The sequence below is a fragment of the Ralstonia pickettii genome, assembly GCF_030582395.1.
Lineage (GTDB): Bacteria > Pseudomonadota > Gammaproteobacteria > Burkholderiales > Burkholderiaceae > Ralstonia > Ralstonia pickettii_D.
In genome coordinates, this window is record NZ_CP104381.1 from 1,149,194 (window position 1) to 1,170,916 (window position 21,723).

Annotated in this window: 20 protein-coding genes; 10 read left to right on the plus strand and 10 right to left on the minus strand. The window is 64.3% G+C overall.

Going from position 1 to position 21,723, the window contains the following annotated elements:
• Window positions 1-6 precede the first annotated feature (6 nt).
• The 5 genes from N5B55_RS05615 (at window position 7) to N5B55_RS05635 (ending at window position 4,867) form a co-directional block, all read left to right on the plus strand.
• Complete coding sequence (locus tag N5B55_RS05615) at window positions 7-1,209, plus strand: tryptophan--tRNA ligase (RefSeq protein WP_304539444.1); 1,203 nt, start codon at window positions 7-9, stop codon at window positions 1,207-1,209.
• Between the two features lie 10 nt (window positions 1,210-1,219).
• Window positions 1,220-1,786: a class I SAM-dependent methyltransferase gene (locus N5B55_RS05620; RefSeq protein ID WP_304539445.1), complete on the plus strand. Its 567-nt coding sequence runs from the start codon at window positions 1,220-1,222 to the stop codon at window positions 1,784-1,786.
• 118 nt (window positions 1,787-1,904) lie between these two features.
• Complete coding sequence (dapA, locus tag N5B55_RS05625; RefSeq protein ID WP_304539446.1) at window positions 1,905-2,789, plus strand: 4-hydroxy-tetrahydrodipicolinate synthase; 885 nt, start codon at window positions 1,905-1,907, stop codon at window positions 2,787-2,789.
• A 61-nt stretch (window positions 2,790-2,850) separates the two neighbouring features.
• Window positions 2,851-4,047: an outer membrane protein assembly factor BamC gene (gene bamC, locus N5B55_RS05630; protein WP_065857531.1), complete on the plus strand. Its 1,197-nt coding sequence runs from the start codon at window positions 2,851-2,853 to the stop codon at window positions 4,045-4,047.
• 34 nt (window positions 4,048-4,081) lie between these two features.
• A complete protein-coding gene (locus N5B55_RS05635; protein WP_178959900.1) occupies window positions 4,082-4,867 on the plus strand; it encodes an MBL fold metallo-hydrolase in 786 nt (261 codons plus the stop codon).
• A 150-nt stretch (window positions 4,868-5,017) separates the two neighbouring features.
• Here the strand turns inward: N5B55_RS05635 and N5B55_RS05640 are convergent, their stop codons facing one another.
• Together N5B55_RS05640 and N5B55_RS05645 are read right to left on the minus strand one after the other, a co-directional pair.
• Window positions 5,018-5,266 (minus strand): hypothetical protein, encoded by a 249-nt coding sequence (locus tag N5B55_RS05640; RefSeq protein WP_081311287.1) that lies wholly within the window; start codon window positions 5,264-5,266, stop codon window positions 5,018-5,020.
• Window positions 5,267-5,505: 239 nt separating this feature from the next.
• Complete coding sequence (locus N5B55_RS05645; RefSeq protein WP_304539447.1) at window positions 5,506-6,735, minus strand: ribosomal protein uL16 3-hydroxylase; 1,230 nt, start codon at window positions 6,733-6,735, stop codon at window positions 5,506-5,508.
• A gap of 11 nt (window positions 6,736-6,746) precedes the next feature.
• On the opposite strand from N5B55_RS05645, the gene N5B55_RS05650 reads away from it, so the two are divergent.
• Window positions 6,747-7,274 (plus strand): FKBP-type peptidyl-prolyl cis-trans isomerase, encoded by a 528-nt coding sequence (locus tag N5B55_RS05650; protein ID WP_065857537.1) that lies wholly within the window; start codon window positions 6,747-6,749, stop codon window positions 7,272-7,274.
• A 47-nt stretch (window positions 7,275-7,321) separates the two neighbouring features.
• On the opposite strand, the gene N5B55_RS05655 is transcribed toward N5B55_RS05650, so the two are convergent.
• The 3 genes from N5B55_RS05655 to N5B55_RS05665 form a co-directional block, all read right to left on the minus strand.
• Complete coding sequence (locus N5B55_RS05655) at window positions 7,322-8,398, minus strand: metallophosphoesterase (protein WP_304539448.1); 1,077 nt, start codon at window positions 8,396-8,398, stop codon at window positions 7,322-7,324.
• Window positions 8,399-8,403: 5 nt separating this feature from the next.
• Entirely contained in the window at window positions 8,404-11,049 is a 2,646-nt protein-coding gene (gene mutS / locus N5B55_RS05660; protein WP_304539449.1) for a DNA mismatch repair protein MutS, read from the minus strand.
• Between the two features lie 97 nt (window positions 11,050-11,146).
• Entirely contained in the window at window positions 11,147-12,043 is an 897-nt protein-coding gene (locus N5B55_RS05665; RefSeq protein ID WP_304539450.1) for a LysR family transcriptional regulator, read from the minus strand.
• 238 nt (window positions 12,044-12,281) lie between these two features.
• Between N5B55_RS05665 and N5B55_RS05670 the strand changes: the two genes are divergently transcribed.
• Together N5B55_RS05670 and N5B55_RS05675 are read left to right on the plus strand one after the other, a co-directional pair.
• A complete protein-coding gene (locus tag N5B55_RS05670) occupies window positions 12,282-14,138 on the plus strand; it encodes a methyl-accepting chemotaxis protein (RefSeq protein WP_304539451.1) in 1,857 nt (618 codons plus the stop codon).
• Window positions 14,139-14,213: 75 nt separating this feature from the next.
• Window positions 14,214-16,025 (plus strand): methyl-accepting chemotaxis protein, encoded by a 1,812-nt coding sequence (locus N5B55_RS05675; RefSeq protein WP_304539452.1) that lies wholly within the window; start codon window positions 14,214-14,216, stop codon window positions 16,023-16,025.
• 12 nt (window positions 16,026-16,037) lie between these two features.
• Here N5B55_RS05675 and N5B55_RS05680 read toward each other — a convergent pair whose 3' ends face one another.
• The 3 genes from N5B55_RS05680 to N5B55_RS05690 form a co-directional block, all read right to left on the minus strand.
• Complete coding sequence (locus tag N5B55_RS05680) at window positions 16,038-16,742, minus strand: MOSC domain-containing protein (protein WP_304539453.1); 705 nt, start codon at window positions 16,740-16,742, stop codon at window positions 16,038-16,040.
• Complete coding sequence (locus tag N5B55_RS05685) at window positions 16,739-17,443, minus strand: glutamine amidotransferase (protein WP_304539454.1); 705 nt, start codon at window positions 17,441-17,443, stop codon at window positions 16,739-16,741. Before N5B55_RS05685 ends, N5B55_RS05680 begins: the two co-directional genes overlap by 4 nt.
• Before the next feature lie 203 nt (window positions 17,444-17,646).
• A complete protein-coding gene (locus N5B55_RS05690) occupies window positions 17,647-18,459 on the minus strand; it encodes an inositol monophosphatase family protein (protein ID WP_178959909.1) in 813 nt (270 codons plus the stop codon).
• Window positions 18,460-18,592: 133 nt separating this feature from the next.
• Between N5B55_RS05690 and N5B55_RS05695 the strand changes: the two genes are divergently transcribed.
• Together N5B55_RS05695 and cysE are read left to right on the plus strand one after the other, a co-directional pair.
• A complete protein-coding gene (locus N5B55_RS05695; RefSeq protein WP_304539455.1) occupies window positions 18,593-19,477 on the plus strand; it encodes an RNA methyltransferase in 885 nt (294 codons plus the stop codon).
• A 147-nt stretch (window positions 19,478-19,624) separates the two neighbouring features.
• Entirely contained in the window at window positions 19,625-20,371 is a 747-nt protein-coding gene (gene cysE / locus N5B55_RS05700; RefSeq protein ID WP_009238455.1) for a serine O-acetyltransferase, read from the plus strand.
• A gap of 22 nt (window positions 20,372-20,393) precedes the next feature.
• Here the strand turns inward: cysE and N5B55_RS05705 are convergent, their stop codons facing one another.
• Together N5B55_RS05705 and N5B55_RS05710 are read right to left on the minus strand one after the other, a co-directional pair.
• Window positions 20,394-21,212: a UDP-2,3-diacylglucosamine diphosphatase gene (locus N5B55_RS05705; protein ID WP_304539456.1), complete on the minus strand. Its 819-nt coding sequence runs from the start codon at window positions 21,210-21,212 to the stop codon at window positions 20,394-20,396.
• The gene (locus N5B55_RS05710; RefSeq protein WP_009238453.1) at window positions 21,209-21,715 is read right to left on the minus strand and encodes a peptidylprolyl isomerase; all 507 of its coding nucleotides are present in this window, start codon (window positions 21,713-21,715) and stop codon (window positions 21,209-21,211) included. Before N5B55_RS05710 ends, N5B55_RS05705 begins: the two co-directional genes overlap by 4 nt.
• Window positions 21,716-21,723: the final 8 nt, after the last annotated feature.

Consider the following 21,723-nt stretch of genomic DNA (forward strand, 5'->3'; position numbering starts at 1 on the left):
TCCCACATGTTTCCTGACCGCGTTCTCTCTGGCATGCGTCCGACCGGTGCACTGCACCTGGGGCATTACCACGGCGTTCTGAAAAACTGGGTCCGGCTGCAGGCCGAGTATCCGTGCTTCTTCTTCGTCGCCGACTGGCATGCGCTGACCACGCACTACGAGTCGCCCGAGGTGATCGAGGAATCGGTGTGGGAAATGCTGATCGACTGGCTCGCAGCCGGCGTCGATCCGACACAGGCCACGCTGTTCATCCAGAGCCGTGTGCCCGAGCACGCCGAGCTGTTTCTGCTGCTCTCGATGGGCACGCCGCTCGGCTGGCTCGAACGTGTGCCGACCTACAAGGACCAGATCGAAAAGCTGAAGGAGAAGGACCTCTCCACCTACGGCTTCCTCGGCTACCCTCTGCTGCAGGCCGCTGACATCCTGATTTACCGCGCCGGCTTCGTGCCGGTGGGCGAAGACCAGGTGCCGCACGTCGAGATGACCCGCGAAGTTGCCCGCCGCTTCAACTACCTGTACGGCCGCGAACCCGGCTTCGAAGAGAAGGCGCTGGAGGCGGCAAAGAAACTGGGCGGCAAGCGCGCCAAGCTGTATCTGGAACTGCGCACGGCTTACCAGGAGCGTGGTGAAGACGAAGCCCTGGAGCAGGCGCGCGCACTGCTGGCCGAATCGCAGAGCCTCTCGATGGGCGACCGCGAACGCCTGTTCGGCTACCTGGAAGGTTCCCGCAAGATCATCCTGCCCGAGCCGCAGGTGCTGCTGACCGAGGCATCGCGCATGCCCGGTCTTGATGGCCAGAAGATGTCCAAGTCGTACGGCAACACGATCCGTATGCGCGAGGACAAGGAAACCGTCGAGAAAAAGGTTCGCACCATGCCGACCGACCCGGCCCGCGTGCGCCGCACCGATCCGGGCGACCCGGACAAGTGCCCAGTCTGGCAACTGCACCAGGTCTACTCCGACGCCGACACGAAGGAATGGGTGCAGAAGGGCTGCCGCAGCGCTGGCATTGGCTGCCTGGAGTGCAAGCAGCCCGTGATCGAGGGCATTCTGCGCGAGCAACAGCCGATGCTCGAGCGCGCTCAGAAATACATGGACGATCCGTCTCTCCTGCGCGCCATCATCGCCGACGGCTGCGACAACGCCCGGAAGGTCACGCAAGAGACCATGCGCGAGGTGCGCGAGGCGATGGGCCTGACGTACAGCTGATAGGCCGTCGATGTCTGCTGCCGCATCGGACCCGCATACGCTTGCTGCGCCGTCGCCCTGGGTGCTGCGCTGGGCGGCTGAACTGCCGGCGGGCGCCTGCGTGCTGGACGTAGCGTGCGGCAGCGGCCGCCACGTGCGCTGGTTGGCCACGCGTGGTTTCCGCGTGACGGGCATCGACCGTGACGCGGCGGCGCTTTCGGGCCTCGCGAGCGTTGCCCAAACCATCATCGCCGACATCGAAGGGAACCCGTGGCCGTTGCCCGCCCGGGCCACTTTCGATGCCGTCGTCGTCACAAATTACCTGCACCGGCCGCTTTGGCCGCGCTTGCTGGCGGCAGTTGCGCCGGGAGGTCGGCTGATCTACGAAACCTTTGCCGTCGGAAACGAAACCGTCGGCAAACCGTCGAACCCGGCATTCCTTCTGGCGCCGGGTGAATTGCTTGACGCGGTGCGAGGCCAGTTGCGGGTGATCGGCTACGAAGACGGTTTTCTCGCATCGCCCCGGGAGGCTTACGTGCAGCGGGTTTGCGCGGTTCGCGAGCCTGCCGGAGCGGTGGCGCCGCGCTACGCACTTTGAAGTTGCTGAGGACGGCGGCTTACCCGTCTCTTGGCGGGTCTCAGATGTAGCGAATCCGTTCTGACGATCCGGTACAATCCGACTGTTTACGTTCACGCTTTTGTCTGCTTTCGAAACCATGATCCAGATTTCCGGCAGTCTCGTCGCCATCGTCACGCCCATGCACGAGGACGGCAGCCTTGATTTCCCGTCCCTGCGCAAGCTCATCGACTGGCACATCGCCGAAGGCACCGACGGCATCGTGATCGTCGGCACGAGCGGCGAATCGCCCACCGTGTCGGTGGAAGAGCACCGTGAACTGATCAGGGTGGCGGTCGAGCAGGCCAACAAGCGCGTTCCCATCATCGCCGGCACGGGCGGCAACTCCACCACCGAGGCGATCGAGCTCACGGCGTATGCCAAGCAAGTGGGCGCCGACGCTTCGCTTCAGGTCGTGCCGTACTACAACAAGCCGACGCAGGAAGGGATGTATCTGCACTTCCGCAAGGTGGCCGCGTCGGTGGATCTGCCGGTCATTCTGTACAACGTGCCGGGCCGCACGGTGGCCGATATGACGGTCGAGACGATGCTGCGTCTGGCTGAAGTGCCGGGCATCATCGGCGTGAAGGAAGCGACCGGCAACATTGACCGCGCTGCGCAACTCATCAAGGGCGCGCCGGGCTCGTTCAAGATTTACAGCGGGGATGACCCGACCGCCATCGCGCTGATGCTGCTGGGTGGGCACGGCAATATCTCCGTGACGGCCAACGTTGCGCCGCGTGCCATGCACGAACTGTGCGCAGCGGCCATGCGCGGCGACGTGGAAACGGCTCGTCGCATCCACATGCAACTGCTGTCGGTGCACAAGAATCTGTTCGTCGAATCGAACCCGATTCCCGTCAAGTGGGCTCTCCAGGCCATGGGCAAGATGGAAGGCGGCATCCGCCTGCCGTTGACGCCGCTGGCCCCCCAGTATCACGAGGTTGTGCGCGCATCCCTGAAGGATGCCGGGCTGCTCTCCTGATTGTTTCAAGGCGCTTCTCAGGCCCTTAAGCCATCGTTCTCATCTGAAGGATCGCAAGTCAATGAAACTGCACCAAACCCGTCGCGGGGCTATGGCGACGTCCGCTCAACTGTTGCTGGCCGCGTTGTCGGTTGCCCTGATTTCCGGTTGCGATACCGTCAATGAGGTGATGCAGCCGGACCGCATCGATTACAAATCACAGGCCAAGAAGGGTCCGACGCTCGAAGTCCCGCCCGACCTGACCGGCATCCAGGCCGATCGCCGCTATGCCGCACCCGACACGGGCACGACCACGCTGTCGGCCTACACGTCGACTGCGCCGAAGGTCACGACGCCAGGCTCGGGCACCGAGAACGTGCTGCCCGCCGTGTCCGACATGCGCATCGAGCGCGATGGCAATCAGCGCTGGCTGGTTGTGAAGACCACGCCGGACGCCCTGTGGCCGCAATTGCGCACGTTCTGGCAAGAACTCGGTTTCCTGCTGGTGATCGACTCGCCCGAGACCGGCATCATGGAAACTGACTGGGCCGAGAACCGCGCGAAGATTCCGCAGGACATCATCCGCCGCACCGTCGGCAAGGTGTTCGATGGCCTGTACTCGACGTCGGAGCGCGACAAGTTCCGCACTCGCATCGAGAAGGGGCCGAATGGCTCGGTCGAGGTCTATATTTCGCACCGCGGCGCGCAGGAACAACTGGTGGGTTCGTCCAAGGACCAGACGGTGTGGACGCCGCGCCCGGCCGATCCGGAACTGGAAGCGGAATTCCTCTCGCGCCTGATGCAGCGTCTGGGCGCCAGCAAGGAAGCCGCACAGCAGAAGCTCGCACAAACGCAGGCTGTGCACCCGGTGCAAGACGGCGCCAAGGCCGAGCCGGCCCCGCGTACCGGCCCGTCACTGCTGACGCAATCGAATGGCCAGCCGGCTCTGCAGGTGCCGGAACCTTTTGATCGCGCCTGGCGTACCGTGGGCCTGGCGCTGGATCGCGTGAACTTTACCGTGGATGATCGCGACCGGTCGCAAGGCGTGTACTTCGTCCGCTACGCTGACACGCGTGCCGAAGCGAATGCACCGGGCTTCTTCTCGCGCCTGTTCTCCGGCACGAAGATCGAAGACCTCAAGCGTGCCAAGCGTTACCGCGTGGTGGTGAAGGATGCCGGCTCGTCGTCGACGGTGCTGGTGCAGAACGACGATGGCTCCGCGCAGACCGGAGACATCGGCAAGCGCATCCTGTCGCTGCTCGACGAGCAATTGCGGTAAGCGGCATCATGCAGTACGGCTGCCTGGGTGGGCGATGACACTGAGATTCGCCAGCCTTGGCAGCGGCAGTGAAGGGAATGCGCTGCTCGTCGAATCCGCGAGTGGGACGACGTGCACGCGCATTCTGCTGGATTGCGGATTCGGTATCCGCGAGACCGTGCGGCGGCTCGAACGGCTGGGCTGCACGCCGGAATCCCTCAGCGCGATCCTCGTAACGCACGAGCATAGCGATCATGTTGGCAGCGCCTATGCGGTCGCCGCCAAATTCAATATTCCCGTCTGGACCAGCCACGGCACGTATCGCGCGACCGAAAACCTGCGCGGCGCCGACCGTGCAGCTTTGCGTTTCTGCCGCGCCGACGACGCGTTCTGTGTCGGCGATCTGCACATCTTGCCTTACACCGTGCCGCATGACGCGCGCGAGCCGCTGCAGTTCGTCTTCAACGATGGTGGGCGACGCTTGGGCGTGCTGACCGATGCCGGCATGTCGACGGATTATCTCTGTGCCCATCTGACGGGCGTGCATGCGCTCGTGCTCGAATGCAATCACGACCGGGAAATGCTGGCGAACTCAGCGTATCCGTGGTCATTGAAGCGTCGTATCGGCGGGGATTTCGGTCACTTGGCCAATGACATTGCCGCTGCGATCCTCACGCGCGTGCGCCACGACGCCTTGCATACGGTCGTAGCTGCGCATCTGTCCAAGCAGAACAACACGCCGTTGTTGGCTGCCGAAGCGATTGCCGTGCCGCTGGGGGCTCGCGTTGAAGACGTGCCGATCGCGGATCAGGAAGAGGGCCTACTTTGGCGCACCGTTTGAGGGCGTCAGGTCCGTCCGAAGCGGCTTGTAAGATTCAGAAACAACTTTGTATGGCGGAAGGGCGCGGCGTTGCGGCTGTATTGAGACCTAGATTGCACCCATGAAAAAAGCCGACCCGAAGGTCGGCTTTTTGTCTCGCGAGAAACGCGATTATTGCTTAGCAGCCGGAGCCGAAGCGTCAGCAGCCGGAGCCGAAGCAGCCGGAGCCGAGGCGGCGGCGTCCGAGGCAGCCGGGGCGGCCGGAGCTGCAGCAGCGTCCGAAGCAGCCGGTGCCGGAGCAGCAGCGGCGGGAGCCGAGGCTTCCGGAGCAGCAGCCGGAGCAGCAGCTTCTTCCTTCTTACCGCAAGCAGCCAGAGCCACAGCAGCCATCAGCGAGGCGATCAGGAGAGACTTTTTCATTTTTTCGATCCTTAAACTGAATATGGAAAGCGAACAACAGAAAGGGCGATGAATAATTACCGGTAATTATCGCTCAGGTACTACACCTTCTTCTATGCTGGCAGCCAAGCCACACGAGGGCTGCTCGGCTTGCAAGCTAGCGTCGGATTATAGCGACCTTTACCTACCCTGTGTAGCGGAGTCGGGCCCGACGCACGTTCGATTCAAACGCTTTTGTAACGATCTGTTTCAACACGAAATCATCGCTGCGCGGGTCCAGCCAGCCTGAGCCAGCCTTCTTCGTACCATGCGTGGAGCGTGTCCATTAGATCCGGCATGCCAGCCGCCGCATCCACCGACGCTGCGCTTGCACGACGCGCGTCAGCCAACGCGGAAAGCCACGCAAGCAACGTTCCCGAGGGCTCGAACGTGTCGCCGTTGATCCAGAAGCGTTGCGCGTCATACAGCGCCTGCGTTCGCGCATCGAGGACGATGCCTTCCTTGCGCGCCCGGGCCGTGAAGCGTGCGAGCGGCAAGCGAGGCTGCGTGATGAAGTCGACGTGATCCTTCGGCTCGGACAGGTACGCGCCGAGGAATTCACCAACGAGATCAGGTGTCCAGCGCAACGCGTTGAGCTTCTGCGCAAGGGCCTTGACCATGGCGGCGGGCAGTTCGCCGGGGTGTTCGGTCGGCTTTTGGTCCGGGTCTGCGTAGCGGCCTTCAAAGTTGGGATCGTCTTCCAGCGTTTGCGACAGGAAGCCCAGAAAGTGGCCCGCCAATTCTCGGTACGACGGTGAGCGGAAACCGATCGAGTACGTCATGCACTCACCCTCGGCCACGCCGTCGTGCGCGTAGTGCGGGGGCAGATAGAGCATGTCGCCGGGTTCGAGCACGAACTCCTCTTCGGGCTGGAAATTGGCGAGGATCTTCAGCGGCAGATCGGGCACGAGCGTGAGATCGTCCTGCGCGGAGATGCGCCAACGGCGTTTGCCGTGCGCCTGCAGCAGGAACACATCATACGAATCGAAGTGCGGGCCGACGCCGCCGCCGTCGGTCGCGAAGCTGATCATCACGTCGTCGAGCCTCGCATCCGGAATGAATCGGAAACGCTGCATCAGCGCCTCGACTGCCGGCTCGACGAGATTCGCGCCTTGCACGAGCACCGACCAGTTGCGTGTCTTGCGTGAAGGCAGCGGGCGTTCGTCGAAGGGGCCGTGGTTGAACGACCAGCGCCCGCGCGATTGCGCAATCAGGCGGGACTCGACATCGGGGCGTGCAGCCAAGGCAAGTACACGTTCGGGCGATAGCGGAAAGTGCAGCGCACGCATCTCCTCAGGTGAGAGTGCCTGACGGATCAGCAGCGGCTTTTTCTGCCAGTGCGTACGCATGAAATCGCGCGGTGACAGACCGCCCAGGAGTTGCGCCGGATGCCCCGCTGGAAGAGCGGGTTGGACGCCGCCATCGGCAGCGTATAATGGGACTTCGTTCATGGAGTGCGCAATTGAAAATCGCGAAGAATACGGTGGTGTCGGTGGCATACAAACTGTCCGACGCGCAGGGCAACGTCATCGAGGAATCCGATGAGCCGATGGTGTATTTGCACGGCGGCTATGATGGCACGTTCCCCAAGATCGAGGAAGCGCTAGACGGCCAGGAGCAAGGCTACGAGACCAAGCTGCAGCTCGAGCCGGACGACGCTTTCGGTGACTACGATCAAGAACTGATCAAGATCGAGCCGCGTGACCGCTTCCCCGAGCCGCTCGAAGTCGGCATGCAGTTTGAGGGCGTGCCCGAAGACGGCGACGAGGAAGACGCCATCGTCTACACCGTCACCGACGTGGCGGAGGATAAGGTTGTGCTGGATGGCAATCACCCGCTGGCAGGCATGGCCCTGCGCTTCGAGTTGAAGGTGACTGAAGTGCGTGAGGCCACGGCTGAAGAAATCGAGCACGGCCACGTGCACGGCGAAACGGGCCTCGAAGTGGTGGACGAAGACGAAGACGACGACAAGCCGCACACGCTGCACTGATCGGCGGTTTATCGAGATACGAGAACGGGAGCTTCGGCTCCCGTTTTTTATTGCGCCGGAGCAGGCGTGATTTCCGGCGCCGGGACGGGTGTGTTGTCGATGCGGCGGCTGCGGATATGGAAGAGCGGCGTCCGGCCCGGGGTGACCGACACCTCCAGCCAGCGGTCGAGCACCGGCGAACCATAGCTGCGCGCGCGCATGACGTGCGGGTCTGGGCGGCCGTCCTCGTCCTTGAGCGGGCGGTCGAGCATGAAGGTCTGGCTGGCACCGTGGATGAGCAGAACGGCACCGTCGTAGTCGCGCGTGAGCGCTCGCAACTGGCGCTTGAGCACCAGATAGCCGTCATGCGAGCGGCGGCGCAGCAAACCGTCCAACAGGTTGGGTGCTCGACGTCGCTCCCAGCCGTCTTCGAAGAGCGGATCGGCTTGCATCATGACGACCACGCCGGCCATCTTGCGCTGACGCGCGACGGCAAAAGCCCGGGCGAGCCACTGGCGATTGGCTTCAAGGCGGTCTTCGTATTCGCCGTTGCGCCCGCCCGCGGTCTTGTAGTTATTGTTGTCGCCGGGCACGTTGAGGGTGACGAACAGAACGTCGCTCATCGTCCAGCGCGTGTTTTCGCGGTAGCTGCGGAACTTGGCCTGATCGGACTGGCGCATGACCGTCATGGTGCGCTGGCCAAGGGTGTTGTCGTCGGGGTAGAACAGCTCGCGCAGTCGCAACAGGCGTTCCACCGGATCGAAGCTCCCGGCTGCGGGGCGCTGGCAGTCGCTCCAGTCGTGGTCGCCCGGGATGTAGATCACGGGGGCGATCAGGCTGTCGAGCAGGTCATGGCGCGCTTCGAGCAGCGTGTCGGAGCATGATTCATCACGCCCCTTGAGGTTGCCCAGGTGGACGACGAAGGCCGGATGCTCGGCGTCGATGGTGTCCAGCAGTGCGCGCACCGAGGCGACATCTTCGGCGCGTTCGGGCACGTTGCCGATGACCGAGAAAGTGAGGGTGGACGGCGCGTCATTTGCAGACTTCGCCCCTTTGGGCGCCGCCGCAGCAGCCATCGGCAGCAGCGTCGCCAACGCCAAGGCGATGCATTGAAGCCTGCGGGAAGTTGCGCCGAGCCGTGTCATCGGGATCAAGCGGACGGAGTCGCCAGCGCCTTGAGCCGGTACAGCGCATCGAGCGCTTCACGCGGCGTCATGTCATCGGGATCGATGCCGGCGAGTGCCTCCGTCAGTGCGCTGTCGGGTGCTTCGGCGTCGTCGTCTTCGTCGTCGATGGGCGTATCGGCGGCGAGGGCGAAGAGGTCCAACTGAGGCGTGGCACCGGTGTCGGCCGAATGCTGCTCCAGCCACGCGAGCCGCTTGCGCGCGGCGCGAATGACCGGCTGCGGCACGCCCGCCAGCTGCGCGACCTGCAGGCCGTAGCTTTGGCTCGCCGGCCCTTCCTGCACGGCATGCAGGAAAACAATGCCGTCACCATGTTCGACTGCGGAGAGGTGCACGTTCGCAGCCTGAGCGAACTCCTGCGGCAGTTGCGTCAGTTCGAAATAGTGCGTTGCGAACAGCGTGTGGCTGCGGTTGTGCGAGAGCAAGTGACGCGCAATTGCCCAGGCGAGCGCCAAGCCGTCGAATGTGCTCGTGCCTCGCCCGATTTCGTCCATCAGCACGAGGCTGTTGGGCGTCGCGCGGTGCAGGATGGCAGCGGCTTCGGTCATTTCGACCATGAAGGTCGAACGCCCGCCCGCCAGATCGTCCGCCGCGCCAATGCGCGTGAAGATGCGGTCGATCGGTCCGATGACCGCGGCTTCCGCCGGCACAAATGCACCCACGTAGGCGAGTAGCACGACCAGTGCGGTTTGCCGCATGAAGGTCGATTTACCACCCATGTTCGGCCCCGTGATCAGGAGCAGTTTGCGGGTGTCCTGCAGCATGCAGTCGTTGGCGACGAACTGTTCGACTTGCTGTTCGACCACGGGATGGCGTGCGCGCGTCAGCTCAATGCCCGGTGCATCGGTCAGCGTTGGGCGCGACCAAGACAGCGCATGCGCACGCTCAGCCAGCGTCGCGAGCACATCGGCCTGTGCGAGGGCGGCGGCGATGCGTTTGAACTCGGCCAGATGCGGCAGCAGTTTCTGCAGCAACTCTTCGTAGAGGACTTTCTCGCGCGACAGAGCACGGTCCTGCGCGGACAACGCTTTGTCTTCGAACGCCTTCAGTTCGGGCGTGATGTAGCGCTCGGCGTTCTTCAGCGTCTGGCGGCGGCGGTAATCGTCGGGCACCTTGGCGGCCTGGCCGTTGGTGACTTCGATGTAGAAGCCATGCACGCGGTTGTACTCCACGCGCAGATTGGCAATGCCGGTGCGCTCGCGCTCTCGGGCTTCCAGATCGACGAGGAACTGGCCGCAGTTTTCGGAGATGTCGCGCAGCTCATCCAGGTCGGCATCGTAGCCGCGGGCGATGACGCCGCCGTCGCGCACCATGGCTGCCGGCTCGGCCATCACGGCGCGCTGCAGCAGGGCGTGGGCGTCTTCGGGCAAGCTCAGTGCGGCGTACAGCTCGGTCAGCAGCGGAGCCGCGTCACTCTGCGGCAGTTCTTCGCGAATCTCCGGCAGACGCGCCAGTGTGTCGCGCAACGACGACAGATCCCGCGGGCGCGCCGACAGCAGCGCCAGTCGCCCCGTAATGCGCTCCACGTCCGACAGTGTGCGCAGCGTCGCACGCAACGTTTGCCAATCGCTGCCGAGCAGCACTTCAATCGCTTGCTGCCGTGCTTGCGGCACAGCGCGATCCCGCAGCGGATGATGCAGCCAGTGGCGCAGCAGGCGGCTGCCCATGCTGGTCGCGCAGGTGTCGAGCAGCGAAAACAGCGTCGGCGATTCCTGCCCACGAAGCGTTTCGGTCAGCTCCAGGTTGCGGCGCGTGGCGGTGTCCAGACCGATGAATTCGCTTTCATGCTCGACGGTGAGGCCGATCACGTGGCGCAGGGATTGGCCTTGCGTGGCCGCTGCGTAGTTCAGCAGCGCACCGGCAGCGGCCAATGCGGCCGTCAGCGTTTCCGCGCCAAAGGCGACGAGGCTCGCCACGCCGAGTTGTTCGCGCAGGCGGCGGGTGCCGGCTTCCACGTCGAAGTGCCAATCCGGCAGGCGCGTGCGGGCAACATCCACCTGGAGGGTGTTGAGCGTTGCATCGTCGGCCAGCACTTCGGCGGGGCGGATGCGTTCGAGTTCGCGGTCGAGCTGGTCGGGGCTGCATTCCATCACGCGCAATTCGCCGCCGACGAGGTTGAGCCACGCCAGGCCCATCAGCGGCGCCGCGCCGCGTTTGCCAGGCACGTGCGCGATGGCCAGCAGATGGTTGTTGATCTTGTCGGAAAGCAGCGCGGCGTCCGTCAAGGTGCCGGGCGTGACGACGCGCACGACCTTGCGTTCGACCGGCCCCTTGGTTGTGGCCGGGTCTCCGATTTGCTCGCAGATGGCAACGGATTCGCCCAGCTTAACCAGCTTGGCAAGGTATTGCTCGGCAGCGTGGAACGGGATACCCGCCATGCGGATCGGATGCCCGTTGGAACTGCCGCGTGCGGTGAGCGTGATATCGAGCAGCCGCGAGGCTTTTTCGGCGTCTTCAAAGAAGAGCTCGTAAAAGTCGCCCATGCGGTAGAAGACAAGCGTGTCCGGATGCCCCGATTTCAGCCTCAAATATTGCTGCATCATCGGCGTGTGCTTGTCGAACGGGCCGTATTTCGGGTCGATCTCCAGAACCGGAGCGGAGTGTTCAGCCATGAGTGCTCAAAGCGCAGCGCGCCGCCCGATGTGATCCGATCAGGCCGCGCGCGGAAGGTGTGGAATCGCGCAATTGTTGCACACCCGCGATGCGGATTCACCGCTCATCGTCTGCGAGCCGGGCTTCGAGAAAGTCGAGAAAGCAGGCGATCCGCGAAGCCAACTGGGTGTTGTGGTAGTACACCGCGTGAATCGGTTGCAGCACCTCCACCGTGGCGTCCGGCAGGACCTGCACAAGGTCGCCTGAGCGCCGGTCTTCCACGGTCATGAAATCCGCCAGACAGACGATGCCGGTGCCTTGCAGTGCAAGCTGGCGCAGGGTTTCACCGCTGGAGGCTTTGAGCGTGGGTTCGATGCGCAGGCGGTCGCCGTGCGGGCCGCGCAGGGGCCACAGGTTCAGCGATTCCGGTTGAACGAAGCCGAGCAGGGCGTGCGTTAGCAGGTCATCGACATTGCGCGGGCGGCCGTGCGCTTTCAGATACGCGGGGCTCGCGAGGACGCGAAGCCGCCGCGTGCCAAGCAGGCGTGCCCGCAGGGTGGAATCGCGCAGTGTGCCGATGCGGATTGCCACGTCGGTGTCCTCTTCCAGCAGATCGATGATCAGGTCGTTGGTGTTCAGCTCCAGGTCGATCTGCGGATACCGTGCGCGGAAGTCGGGCACCAGGGGCGCCACCACATGCAGCATGAACGGCATGGCCGCATTGACGCGCAGGCGGCCGGCAGGCTGCTGGCGGCGCAGGGCGATCAGCTCCTCGGCCTCGTCGACGGCGGCGAGGATGTTGCGCGCATGCGCAAGAAATGACGTGCCCTCGTCGGTCAGCGACAGCCGCCGCGTGGTGCGAGAGAGCAGGGTGGTGTCCAGCTTCTCTTCCAGACGGCGCAGTGCGCGGCTCACGCCAGATACCGTCTGGCCCAGCTGCTCAGCCGCTGCGGTGACGGAGCCCGTATCGACGACGGTGCGGAAGGCAAGCAGTTCTTCGAGCGTGGTTTTCATCGTCGATTATCCATTCCAGATCAACAGAATTCTGCCCAATATGGCTTCCTCTGCAAAGATCGCGTGCGGCGCGGGGCGCGGTGGACGGGCGCAAAGGCAGCGATGCGGGCCATTGCCCGGGGTCGCCCCCTCAAGGTTGGCGGCCGGCCTGCCGATAGACCATTCGGACCCCTAAAACCATAGTGGGAACGCATTTGCGCAAATGGCGCCTTGCGATTCCGCTTCCGGAGACTCTGGAATGAGCAAGCTCAGCTTTCGCCAAAAGCTTTGGCTGCCGCTGGTCATCAGCCTTGTCGCGCTGACGTTGATCTCGGTATTCAACGCGTATCAGGCGCGCGAGATCCGCGTGGAGGAGCGCAAGAACAACCTCGTCAGCGTGACGACCATGGCCATGAACCTGGTCAAGCAGTACGACGACCTGACCAAGAACGGCACGTTGAGCAAAGACGCCGCGCAAAAGCAGGCGATCGACCGTTTCAAGGCCCTGCGCTACGACAAGGACGGCTACTTCACCATCACCAGTTCCAACAACGTGGTGGTGATGCACCCGATCAAGCCGGAGTTCATCGGCAAAGACCAATCCGGCTTCAAGGATGCGCAAGGCAATGCGGTCTACGCGGGCTTGACCACTGCCGCCAAAGATCCGAAGGGCGGATTCACCAGCTATGTGTGGCCGAAAGTCGGCGGCACGGATCCGGTGCCCAAGACGGCATTCGCGATGCGCTATGAGCCGTGGGACTGGGTTTTCTCGACCGGCGTCTACATGGACGACATCAACGCTGCATTCATGACGTCGCTTTACCAGACCGGCGGCCTGCTTCTGCTGGTGGGCGGCTTGCTGGTGCTGCTGGGCAGCGTTGCGAACCGCAGCCTGCAGCGCACGCTGGGCGGCGACCCCGCCTACGCGGCTGACGTTGCCAACCGCATTGCCGGCGGCGACCTGACGGTGGAGATCGCCACCCGTGCTGACGACAACGACAGCCTGCTCTACGCGATGAGCCGCATGCGCGGCGCGCTGGTGGACACCATCGGCCGCATCAAGGGCGCGTCGGAAACCATTGGCACCGCCACGCGCGAGATCGCCAGCGGCAACCTCGACCTCTCGTCGCGCACCGAACAGCAGGCCAGCTCGCTCGAAGAAACGGCTTCGGCCATGGAGCAGCTGATGTCGACCGTGCAGCAGAACGCCGACAACGCGCAGCAGGCCAACCAACTGGCCGCGTCCGCCTCGGATGTGGCCGTGCGCGGCGGCGATGTGGTGACGCGCGTGGTGGAAACCATGGGCTCCATCAACGCGTCGTCCCGCAAGATCGTCGACATCATCGGCGTGATCGACGGCATTGCGTTCCAGACGAACATCCTTGCGCTGAATGCGGCAGTGGAAGCCGCCCGTGCTGGGGAACAGGGCCGTGGTTTTGCCGTGGTGGCCGGTGAGGTGCGCAGCCTTGCGCAGCGCAGCGCCGCTGCCGCCAAGGAGATCAAGGCGCTGATCGACGATTCCGTCGTCAACGTGGATGCAGGCAGCGCGCTGGTGGAAGAAGCGGGCACGACCATGCGCGAGATTGTGGCGAGCGTGAAGCGCGTGACCGACATCGTTGGCGAGATCTCGTCCGCCAGCCAGGAACAGCGTTCGGGCATTGAGGAAGTGAGCCACGCCGTCACGCAGCTTGACGACGCCACGCAGCAGAACGCCGCGTTGGTGGAGCAAGCGGCTGCCGCAGCGCAATCCCTGGAAGAGCAGGCGGTGAGCCTGACCCAGGTGGTGGCGCAATTCCGCTTGGATGCGCACGCGCTGCGTGCCCCCGCCATGGTGGCCAGGGTTGAACCGGTGGTTGCGCCGGTCAAGCCCGTCGCAGTTGCTGCTCCGGCGGCGCCCAAGGAAGAAGCGCCGCGCCGCGAAGCCGCCAAGCCGAGCACCGAAGCCGCCAGGCCCAAGCTGACGTCGCGCAAGCCGCCTGTGCTGCGAAAGGCTGCTGCCAAGCCGGTCGAGCGAACCGAAAAGAAGCCGGCTGCACCGGCAGCGATCCCCGCGAGCCTGACCAAGGCGAAGCCTCTGGTCGCCGCTGGAGGCGACGCCGACTGGGAAACGTTTTGACCCACGATTGACCTTCACCTCGTTGACCCCGCACACCGCAAGCATGTGCTTGCCTGCGGGGACCCCGGAGACAAGATGGACCGCGTTTTGAAGAACACCAGCGTGCGCGCTGGCCTGCTGGCGATTCTGATCACCTTTGCACTGATGATTGTGGTCGGAGCTGCGGTGGGTGTGCTGGCGCTGCGTATCACCAACGCCGCGACCGAGCGCGTGCACGCGATTTCCGATCGCAGCATGCTGCTGAACGACGCGTACAAGGACATGCAGCGCGCACGCACCGGCATGTCACGCTTATACAGCGTCCTGCGTGAAAACATGGACGAGGCTGCCAAGACGGCAGCGCTTGCCAGTTCGGAGAAAGGCCTGAAGAAGGCAATCGAGCAGGTGGAAGCATTCAAGAATGCGCCACGTATCGAAGGTGTCGACGAGTCGCTGCGCCAGGCAATCGTCCAGGCCGCGCAGACGCACATCGAAGCCGTGCAGCGCGCTCTGGCGGCGTTGCGGACCGGCGACGCCGCTGCGTATGCGCAGCTCAACTACAAGGACGTGACGGATACCGGCGCCGCGTGGTCGGTGCAGATCGAAAACTTCCAGCAGCTCGTCAAGAAGCTGGCCAAGGACGAGGCAGACGATGGCCGTGCGCGTTACGAAACGATCCTGAAGTTCGTGGCGCTCGGCATTGCCATGGCACTCGCGTTGATCGTGGCGGTGTTTTACGGTCTCAAGGCCTTCGTGATCACCCCGCTGAACGAAGCCGTCGCCGTGCTCAGCCGCGTGGCCGAGGGCGATTTGGCCGTGCACGTCAAAACGGGTGGCCGCAATGAACTCGGTCGCCTGCTGGCTGCCGTGGGCCGCATGCGTGAGAGCCTGGTGAACACCGTGCGCCAGGTGCGCAACAGCTCGGACTCGGTCAACACCGGCGCGCACGAAATCGCCAGCGGCAACCTCGATCTGTCTTCGCGTACCGAGCAGCAATCGGCCTCGCTCGAGAAGACGGCTGCCAGCATGGAGCAGATGACCTCCACCGTCACCAACAACTCCGAGAACGCCCGCCAGGCCAGCGCGCTGGCGTCGAATGCCGCAGACCTGGCTTCGCGTGGCGGCGAGGTGGTGCGCGGCGTGGTAGCCACGATGGACGACATCAGCGCCGGCTCCCGCAAGATGGCCGACATCATTGGCGTGATTGACGGCATTGCCTTCCAGACCAACATCCTCGCCCTGAATGCGGCAGTGGAAGCCGCCCGCGCCGGCGAGCAGGGCCGCGGTTTTGCCGTGGTGGCCGCCGAGGTGCGCGCGCTGGCTCAACGCAGTGCTGCGGCCGCCAAGGAAATCAAGACGCTGATTGATGATTCGGTGTCGCGCGTGCAAGCGGGGCACTCGCAGGTGGCGCAAGCCGGCGAGACCATCTCCGAGACGGTGGAAGCCGTGCGCCGCGTCGCCAATATCGTTGAAGACATTGCTTCCGCCTCGGCCGAGCAGACGCAGGGCATCCTGCAGATCGGCCAGGCCGTGACGGAAATGGAGCAGGTGACGCAGCAGAACGCCGCGCTGGTCGAACAGGCGGCCGCTGCCGCGCAGTCGCTGGAAGAACAGGCGCAGAACCTCACGCAGGTGGTGTCGCAGTTCCGGCTGGATGGTGCCGAGACCGCCGCTGTAGCCGTGCAGAAGCCGGAGAAGGTTGCCAAGCCTGCGGCCAAGGCTCCTGCCAAGCCGGTCAGCGCAGCCAAGCCCGCACGTGTCGCGCTGCGCAAGCATGAAGCGAAGACGGCAACTCAGCCGGCGGCGCCCGTCGCCGCGCTCGCGGTCGCTTCGGCTGCCGCTCCCTCACGCAAGCAACCGTTGGCTGTGGCCGGCGGAGGCTCCGACGCCGATTGGGAAACGTTCTGATCGGTTGAGAACTCAAGCGTCGAGCGCTGGGCCATCGATGCGTTTGGCCCAGCTTTCCACCTCACCACGCGCGAGGCGGCCTTCCACCAGCTTGCGCCACGACGGCGTGAGGGGCAGCCTCAGCATGTCGGTCAGCGCCGCACGGTCGAGCATGTTGCAGTAAAGCACATCGAGCACGCGCGACAGCGGCCATTGCGGCCACGGGCGCTCGAGCCATTCCAGCGTGTCGCCGGCGCGCAGCGTGCCGCCTTCCAGAACCCGGTAATACCAGCCCGTGCGGCCCGTGTGTTGCACGCGGCGCGCCATGTCGCGCGTGTTGAAGCGGTCGTTGAGCTTCCAGCACGGCTGGCGCAGTTGCGACACTTCCAGCATCACACTGCCCGCGCGCAGACGGTCGCCCACGCAGATGTCCGCTTCGGTGATGCCGGCGGTGCTCACGTTCTCACCAAACGCGCCGGGCTGGGCAAGCACGGGTTGCGCGCCAATATCCGCTTGCCAGGCCGCGTAGTGGTCGAATGGGTAGTGATGAATCGCCTTGTCAGGGCCGCCGTGCACACGCAGATCACCTTGCTCATCGCCCACGATGCCGTTGATACCGACCTCCACTGCGTCGCGCACGGGCCGCTTGTTGATGGCGCTGCGTGAGCCTGGGCGCGTGTAGTCGACCACGCGTCCGGCGAGGAGGGAATCAATGCGGATGGGGCCGGGCAGCCTCATGCGGCCTCCACGCGGTCCAGCCAGGCAGCGAAGACCTCGCGTGCTCGTGGCGTCAGGCGTTGCGCTACCGCAGGCGCCTGTGCACGCAACGTGCGCGGGTCGATACCCGCTGCGCCGAGTTCTGCAGCATGCCCGATCAGCCAGGCTTCCAGTTCCTCCAGATTGGCCTCCAGATGAAATTGCAGCGCGAGAGCGTGGTTGCCGATGGCGAAAGCCTGTTCTGCACAACCTTCCGTGAACGCCAGCCGTCTTGCGCCGGGCGGCAGGTCATATCGATCGCCATGCCAGTGCAGCACTGGCGTGCCGTCGGCCAGGGGCGCGAGCGGTGAGGCGGCACCTTCGGTGGTGAGCGTGATGGGTGCAAAGCCGATCTCCTTCACGCCCATCGGCTTGACCGCCGCCCCTAATGCCCGCGCCATCAACTGCGCGCCAAGACAAATGCCGAGCAACGGCTTGCGTGCGGCCAGTCGCCGCGCGATGGCGGTCGCTTCATCGCGTACGAACGGATACGTCGCATCGTCATACGCGCCGATGGGCCCCCCGAGCACGATCAATAGATCGGCATCCGCCATGTCGCCGGTCGGCACCGGCTGCACGCCCGCGTCAACGGTCCGCACCGTGTAGCCGCGCGCTTCCAGCAGCGGCTGCAGGATGCCAAGGTGCTCGAATGGAACGTGGCGCAGGGCGAGGGCGGTCTTCATGGCAGGCGATGGCGTTGAGGGTGGGACTCATTGTGAATGAGGGGCTCGGCGCGCAAAACCCGTGCGGTTTGCGGGGTATTGTCGCGAGGCGTCGTGAGTTCAATTGCGCGAACTGCGTTTCTGAGTTGCGGCTTGCTGCTGTGTGCCACAAATAAAAAAGCCCTCGAACTAGGCGAGGGCTTTTCGCTGCAAGCTTGAAATTATCAAGCGTCAGCCTTCGACCGCGAGAACGGCGAGGTGATCTTGATCATCTGCACGAAGGCCTTCGGGTTGCCGGCCAGGATTTCACCCTGGTCGAGATAGCCCGATTCGCCGGTGTAGTTGCCAACCAGACCGCCCGATTCCGTCACGAGCAGCGAGCCGGCGGCCATGTCCCACTTGCTCAGGCCTTGCTCGAAGAAACCGTCGAGGCGGCCGCAGGCGACGTAGGCGAGGTCAAGCGCGGCGGCGCCGGGGCGACGCAGGCCGGCGCAGTTTTCGGTCATGGTCGCAAACAGGCGGGTGTAGTCGTACAGGCCTTCCAGGTCGCGGTAGGGGAAGCCTGTGCCGATCAGGCAGTCAGCCAGCTTGTCGCGGCGCGTGACGCGGATGCGGCGGTTGTTCAGGAATGCGCCGGCGCCCTTGGAGGCGGTGAAGAGTTCGTCGCGCGTCGGGTCGTACACCACGGCCTGCGTGACGACGCCACGCTGCATCAGCGCGATCGAGACGCCATATTGCGGAAAGCCGTGGATGAAGTTGGTGGTGCCGTCGAGCGGGTCGATCACCCAGACGTTTTCGCTGGCGGTTTCGCCGTCGGCCCAGGATTGGCCGGACTCTTCCGCTAGAATCGCATGATCGGGGTAGGCAGTCTTGATGACTTCGATGATCGCTGCTTCAGCTGCGCGATCGACTTCGGTGACGAAATCGTTGTGTTGTTTGCGCTCGGTGCGCAGGCTATCGACGTCGAAGGACGCGCGGTTGATGACGGTGCCGGCCTTGCGAGCAGCCCGGACGGCGATATTGAGCATCGGATGCATGTGGGATCTCCGCGCCTGACGCGCCGATTTTCGGAAGCGGCCGCAGGCGAAACAACACAACGAATTGTAGAAGAACGAGCGGCGGGCCAATCTTGCGATCCTGCCCGCCGTCAAAAGAGTGGCCGTATTGTATATGAACCCCGCATCCGGCGCCCCGCGAATTGCGCCAATCAGCACACCGAACACCACCCCTGCCGACCCGGATACGCTGCGCCAGTGTGCTGTGCGGTGCCGTTTCGTATTGGTCGAGACAAGCCATCCCGGCAATGTCGGCTCCGCAGCACGTGCGCTCAAGACGATGGGGTTTGGCGAGCCCGGCAGCTTCGTGCTCGTGCGCCCGCGCGAGGCTGACGCCCAAAGCCACGCCGATGCCGTTGCCATGGCAAGCGGCGCCGATGATGTGCTGGCTGGCGCCCGCGTGGTCGACGACATTGGCGAGGCGCTTGCCGGTGCCTCGCTCACCATCGCGCTGACAGCCCGTCCGCGCGAATTCGGGCCGCGCCGCATCGGCCCGCGTGATGCAGCGGAAGAAGTGGCCGCGTTGCTGGCCGCGCCGGACACCACCGTCGCCTTCGTCTTCGGCAACGAGCGATTCGGGTTGCCTAATGAGGTGGTCGAGCGCTGCCATGTGGTCACGCACATTCCGGTCAATCCGGCGTATGCCTCGTTGAATCTGTCGCAGGCAGTGCAGTTGATTGCGTACGAAGTGCGCATGGCGCTGCTGGCCGGCACCGGCACGGGCGACACGCGCATGGATGGCGTCGGCTTTGTCGGCGAGCCGGCCACCGCCGAGCAGATCGACGGGATGTTCGAACATCTGGAGCAGGGCCTGGTCGAGATCGGTTTTCTGGACCCCGCCCAGCCGAAAAAGCTGATGCCGCGCCTGCGGCGTCTATTTGCCCGCACGCAGTTGGAGGCCGAAGAGGTCAACATCCTGCGCGGGATTGCCAAGCGCATGCTTGGCCGCCGCGCCGAAGCTGCCGCGCCGCCCACCGGCGCTGCCGACGACTGTCGCTGATCGCCCTGAGAGCCGCCCGTTGTTGATCCGACTGGGCGGCATCCCCTGCATGTCTGGTTAAAACCCTTGCCGCAGCGCGGTGAGGCAATGCCTTACACTGCCCTCAGCGCATTGCGCATATAGATATAACGATTCACACACCTCAAGATGTTCACACGCATTCGCGAAGATATCGGCGCCATCATGGAGCGAGACCCGGCCGCGCGCAGCCGCTGGGAAGTGCTGACCTGCTACCCGGGTCTGCACGCCATCATCGTCCATCGGGTCGCGCATGCGTGTTGGCACGGCGGCTTCCGGTGGCTGGGTCGGTGGTTCTCGCACCTCGGCCGTTTCCTTACCGGCATCGAGATCCACCCCGGCGCGACGGTCGGCCGGCGCGTGTTCATCGACCACGGCATGGGCGTCGTGATTGGCGAGACGGCCGAAATCGGTGACGACTGCACGATCTACCAGGGCGTCACGCTGGGCGGCACGTCGCTCTACAAGGGCGCCAAGCGGCATCCGACGCTCGGCAAGGGCGTGGTGGTGAGCGCGGGCGCCAAGGTGCTGGGAGGCTTTGTCATCGGGGATGGGGCGCGTGTCGGGTCCAACGCGGTCGTGCTCAAACCGGTGCCGCCGGGCGCAACGGCGGTTGGCATACCGGCGCGCATCATCGAGCGCGATGCCGCGACCGAGGCCCAGTCTGCGCTCAAGCAGGAGTTTTCCGCGTATGGCATCACGCCCGACGCGGACGATCCGGTATCGCTGGCGCTCAAACGGCTGATCGACCACAGCGAGCTTCAGCAAGAGCGCATCGAGTCGATTCTTTCTGCGCTCGATCGCCTCGGCGCGCACCTGGAAAACTCGCCGAACGATCCGTTCGATGCGAGCGAGCTGAAGCGGATGCTCAAGTAGGAAAAGGGTGGGTGACGACAGCTTATGCCGTCACTTGCTCGACCGTCAGCGCGCCGTCCTGCAACTTGAGGAAGCTGCCGCGCGGCTGTGCCTGATCGAAATCCCAGTCGGAAAGAACCCAGCGTTCACCGCTCGCCTCGTGATGCAGTTGCGGGCGATGGGTGTGGCCGTGGATCAGCGTGCTGGTATTTGATGCCTCGAGCAGCGCGTCCACCGCTTCCTGTGCGACGTCGCCCATCATCGCCGCGGCGCGGGGCTCGCCCGCAACATTGGCGGACATGGCGCGGCCGGCTTCGCTTTCTGTGCGCATCTTCTGCGCGATTTTCAGCCGCCACCGCAGCGGCATCGTGAGGAATATCCGCTGCACCCAGCGCTTGCGCGTCCAGTGCCGAAAGCGCATGTAGGCCGTGTCGCGCGTGCAGAGGGCGTCGCCGTGCGTAAGCACGATGCGCTTGCCATCGTCCGCTTCGAGCACAGTGGGATCGGGCAGCAGCGTGGCGTGCACGGCATCCAAGAAACGCTTGCCGAGCAGGAAATCGCGATTGCCGTGCATAAACAGCACGCGCGTGCCGGCCGCTGCAACCTCAGCGAGCAGGTTGGCGATCTGCCGGTGGAACGGATCAGCCAATTCCTCATCGCCGACCCAGTATTCGAAGAAGTCACCCAGGATGACGAGCGTGCGGGCTTCGCGGGCGCGCGTGCGCAGGAAGCGCTCGAACGCGGCGGCGGTGGCCGGCATGCTGGCCGTCAGGTGCAGATCCGAAATAAAAAACACCGGCCCGGAAACCCGGACCGGTGCTTTCAGCGCGGAGGCCAGTGAGGCGTGCGCTGCGTCGATCATTCGATCACTTCAGCGCTTTCGATGATCACGTCTTCCAACGGCACGTCTTGGTGGAAGCCGCGGTTGCCCGTGCGCACCGAGCGGATCTTGTCGACCACATCCATGCCTTCGGTCACCTTGCCGAACACGGCGTAGCCCCAGCCTTGCGGCGTCGGCGACGTGTGGTTCAGGAAGTCGTTGTCGACCGTGTTGATGAAGAATTGCGCGGTGGCCGAGTGCGGATCGTTGGTACGCGCCATGGCAATCGCGCCGCGTTCGTTCTTCAGGCCGTTGTTGGCTTCGTTGTCGATCGGTGCCTTGGTGGGCTTCTGGTTCATCTTCTCCCCTGGCTCGAAGCCGCCGCCCTGAATCATGAAGCCCTTGATGACGCGGTGGAACACCGTGCCGTTGTAGTGGCCATCCTTCACATAGGCGACGAAATTGGCAACCGACTTGGGTGCCTTCTCAGCGTCCAGGGCCAGGGTGATGTCGCCGTGGTTCGTGTGCAGCTTGACTTGGGTCATGGTGAATT

Excerpts from the sequence above, each read along its gene's own strand:
- N5B55_RS05685 (WP_304539454.1), bottom strand. The coding sequence starts at position 17,443 with ATGAAGACCGCCCTCGCCCTGCGCCACGTTCCATTCGAGCACCTTGGC.
- N5B55_RS05655 (WP_304539448.1), bottom strand. The coding sequence starts at position 8,398 with ATGACACGGCTCGGCGCAACTTCCCGCAGGCTTCAATGCATCGCCTTG.
- mutS (WP_304539449.1), bottom strand. The coding sequence starts at position 11,049 with ATGGCTGAACACTCCGCTCCGGTTCTGGAGATCGACCCGAAATACGGC.
- N5B55_RS05665 (WP_304539450.1), bottom strand. The coding sequence starts at position 12,043 with ATGAAAACCACGCTCGAAGAACTGCTTGCCTTCCGCACCGTCGTCGAT.
- N5B55_RS05645 (WP_304539447.1), bottom strand. The coding sequence starts at position 6,735 with ATGAACGAAGTCCCATTATACGCTGCCGATGGCGGCGTCCAACCCGCT.
- N5B55_RS05675 (WP_304539452.1), top strand. The coding sequence starts at position 14,214 with ATGGACCGCGTTTTGAAGAACACCAGCGTGCGCGCTGGCCTGCTGGCG.
- bamC (WP_065857531.1), top strand. The coding sequence starts at position 2,851 with ATGAAACTGCACCAAACCCGTCGCGGGGCTATGGCGACGTCCGCTCAA.
- N5B55_RS05680 (WP_304539453.1), bottom strand. The coding sequence starts at position 16,742 with ATGAGGCTGCCCGGCCCCATCCGCATTGATTCCCTCCTCGCCGGACGC.
- N5B55_RS05635 (WP_178959900.1), top strand. The coding sequence starts at position 4,082 with ATGACACTGAGATTCGCCAGCCTTGGCAGCGGCAGTGAAGGGAATGCG.
- N5B55_RS05615 (WP_304539444.1), top strand. The coding sequence starts at position 7 with ATGTTTCCTGACCGCGTTCTCTCTGGCATGCGTCCGACCGGTGCACTG.
- N5B55_RS05710 (WP_009238453.1), bottom strand. The coding sequence starts at position 21,715 with ATGACCCAAGTCAAGCTGCACACGAACCACGGCGACATCACCCTGGCC.
- N5B55_RS05620 (WP_304539445.1), top strand. The coding sequence starts at position 1,220 with ATGTCTGCTGCCGCATCGGACCCGCATACGCTTGCTGCGCCGTCGCCC.
- N5B55_RS05695 (WP_304539455.1), top strand. The coding sequence starts at position 18,593 with ATGAACCCCGCATCCGGCGCCCCGCGAATTGCGCCAATCAGCACACCG.
- cysE (WP_009238455.1), top strand. The coding sequence starts at position 19,625 with ATGTTCACACGCATTCGCGAAGATATCGGCGCCATCATGGAGCGAGAC.
- N5B55_RS05670 (WP_304539451.1), top strand. The coding sequence starts at position 12,282 with ATGAGCAAGCTCAGCTTTCGCCAAAAGCTTTGGCTGCCGCTGGTCATC.
- N5B55_RS05640 (WP_081311287.1), bottom strand. The coding sequence starts at position 5,266 with ATGAAAAAGTCTCTCCTGATCGCCTCGCTGATGGCTGCTGTGGCTCTG.
- dapA (WP_304539446.1), top strand. The coding sequence starts at position 1,905 with ATGATCCAGATTTCCGGCAGTCTCGTCGCCATCGTCACGCCCATGCAC.
- N5B55_RS05690 (WP_178959909.1), bottom strand. The coding sequence starts at position 18,459 with ATGCATCCGATGCTCAATATCGCCGTCCGGGCTGCTCGCAAGGCCGGC.
- N5B55_RS05705 (WP_304539456.1), bottom strand. The coding sequence starts at position 21,212 with ATGATCGACGCAGCGCACGCCTCACTGGCCTCCGCGCTGAAAGCACCG.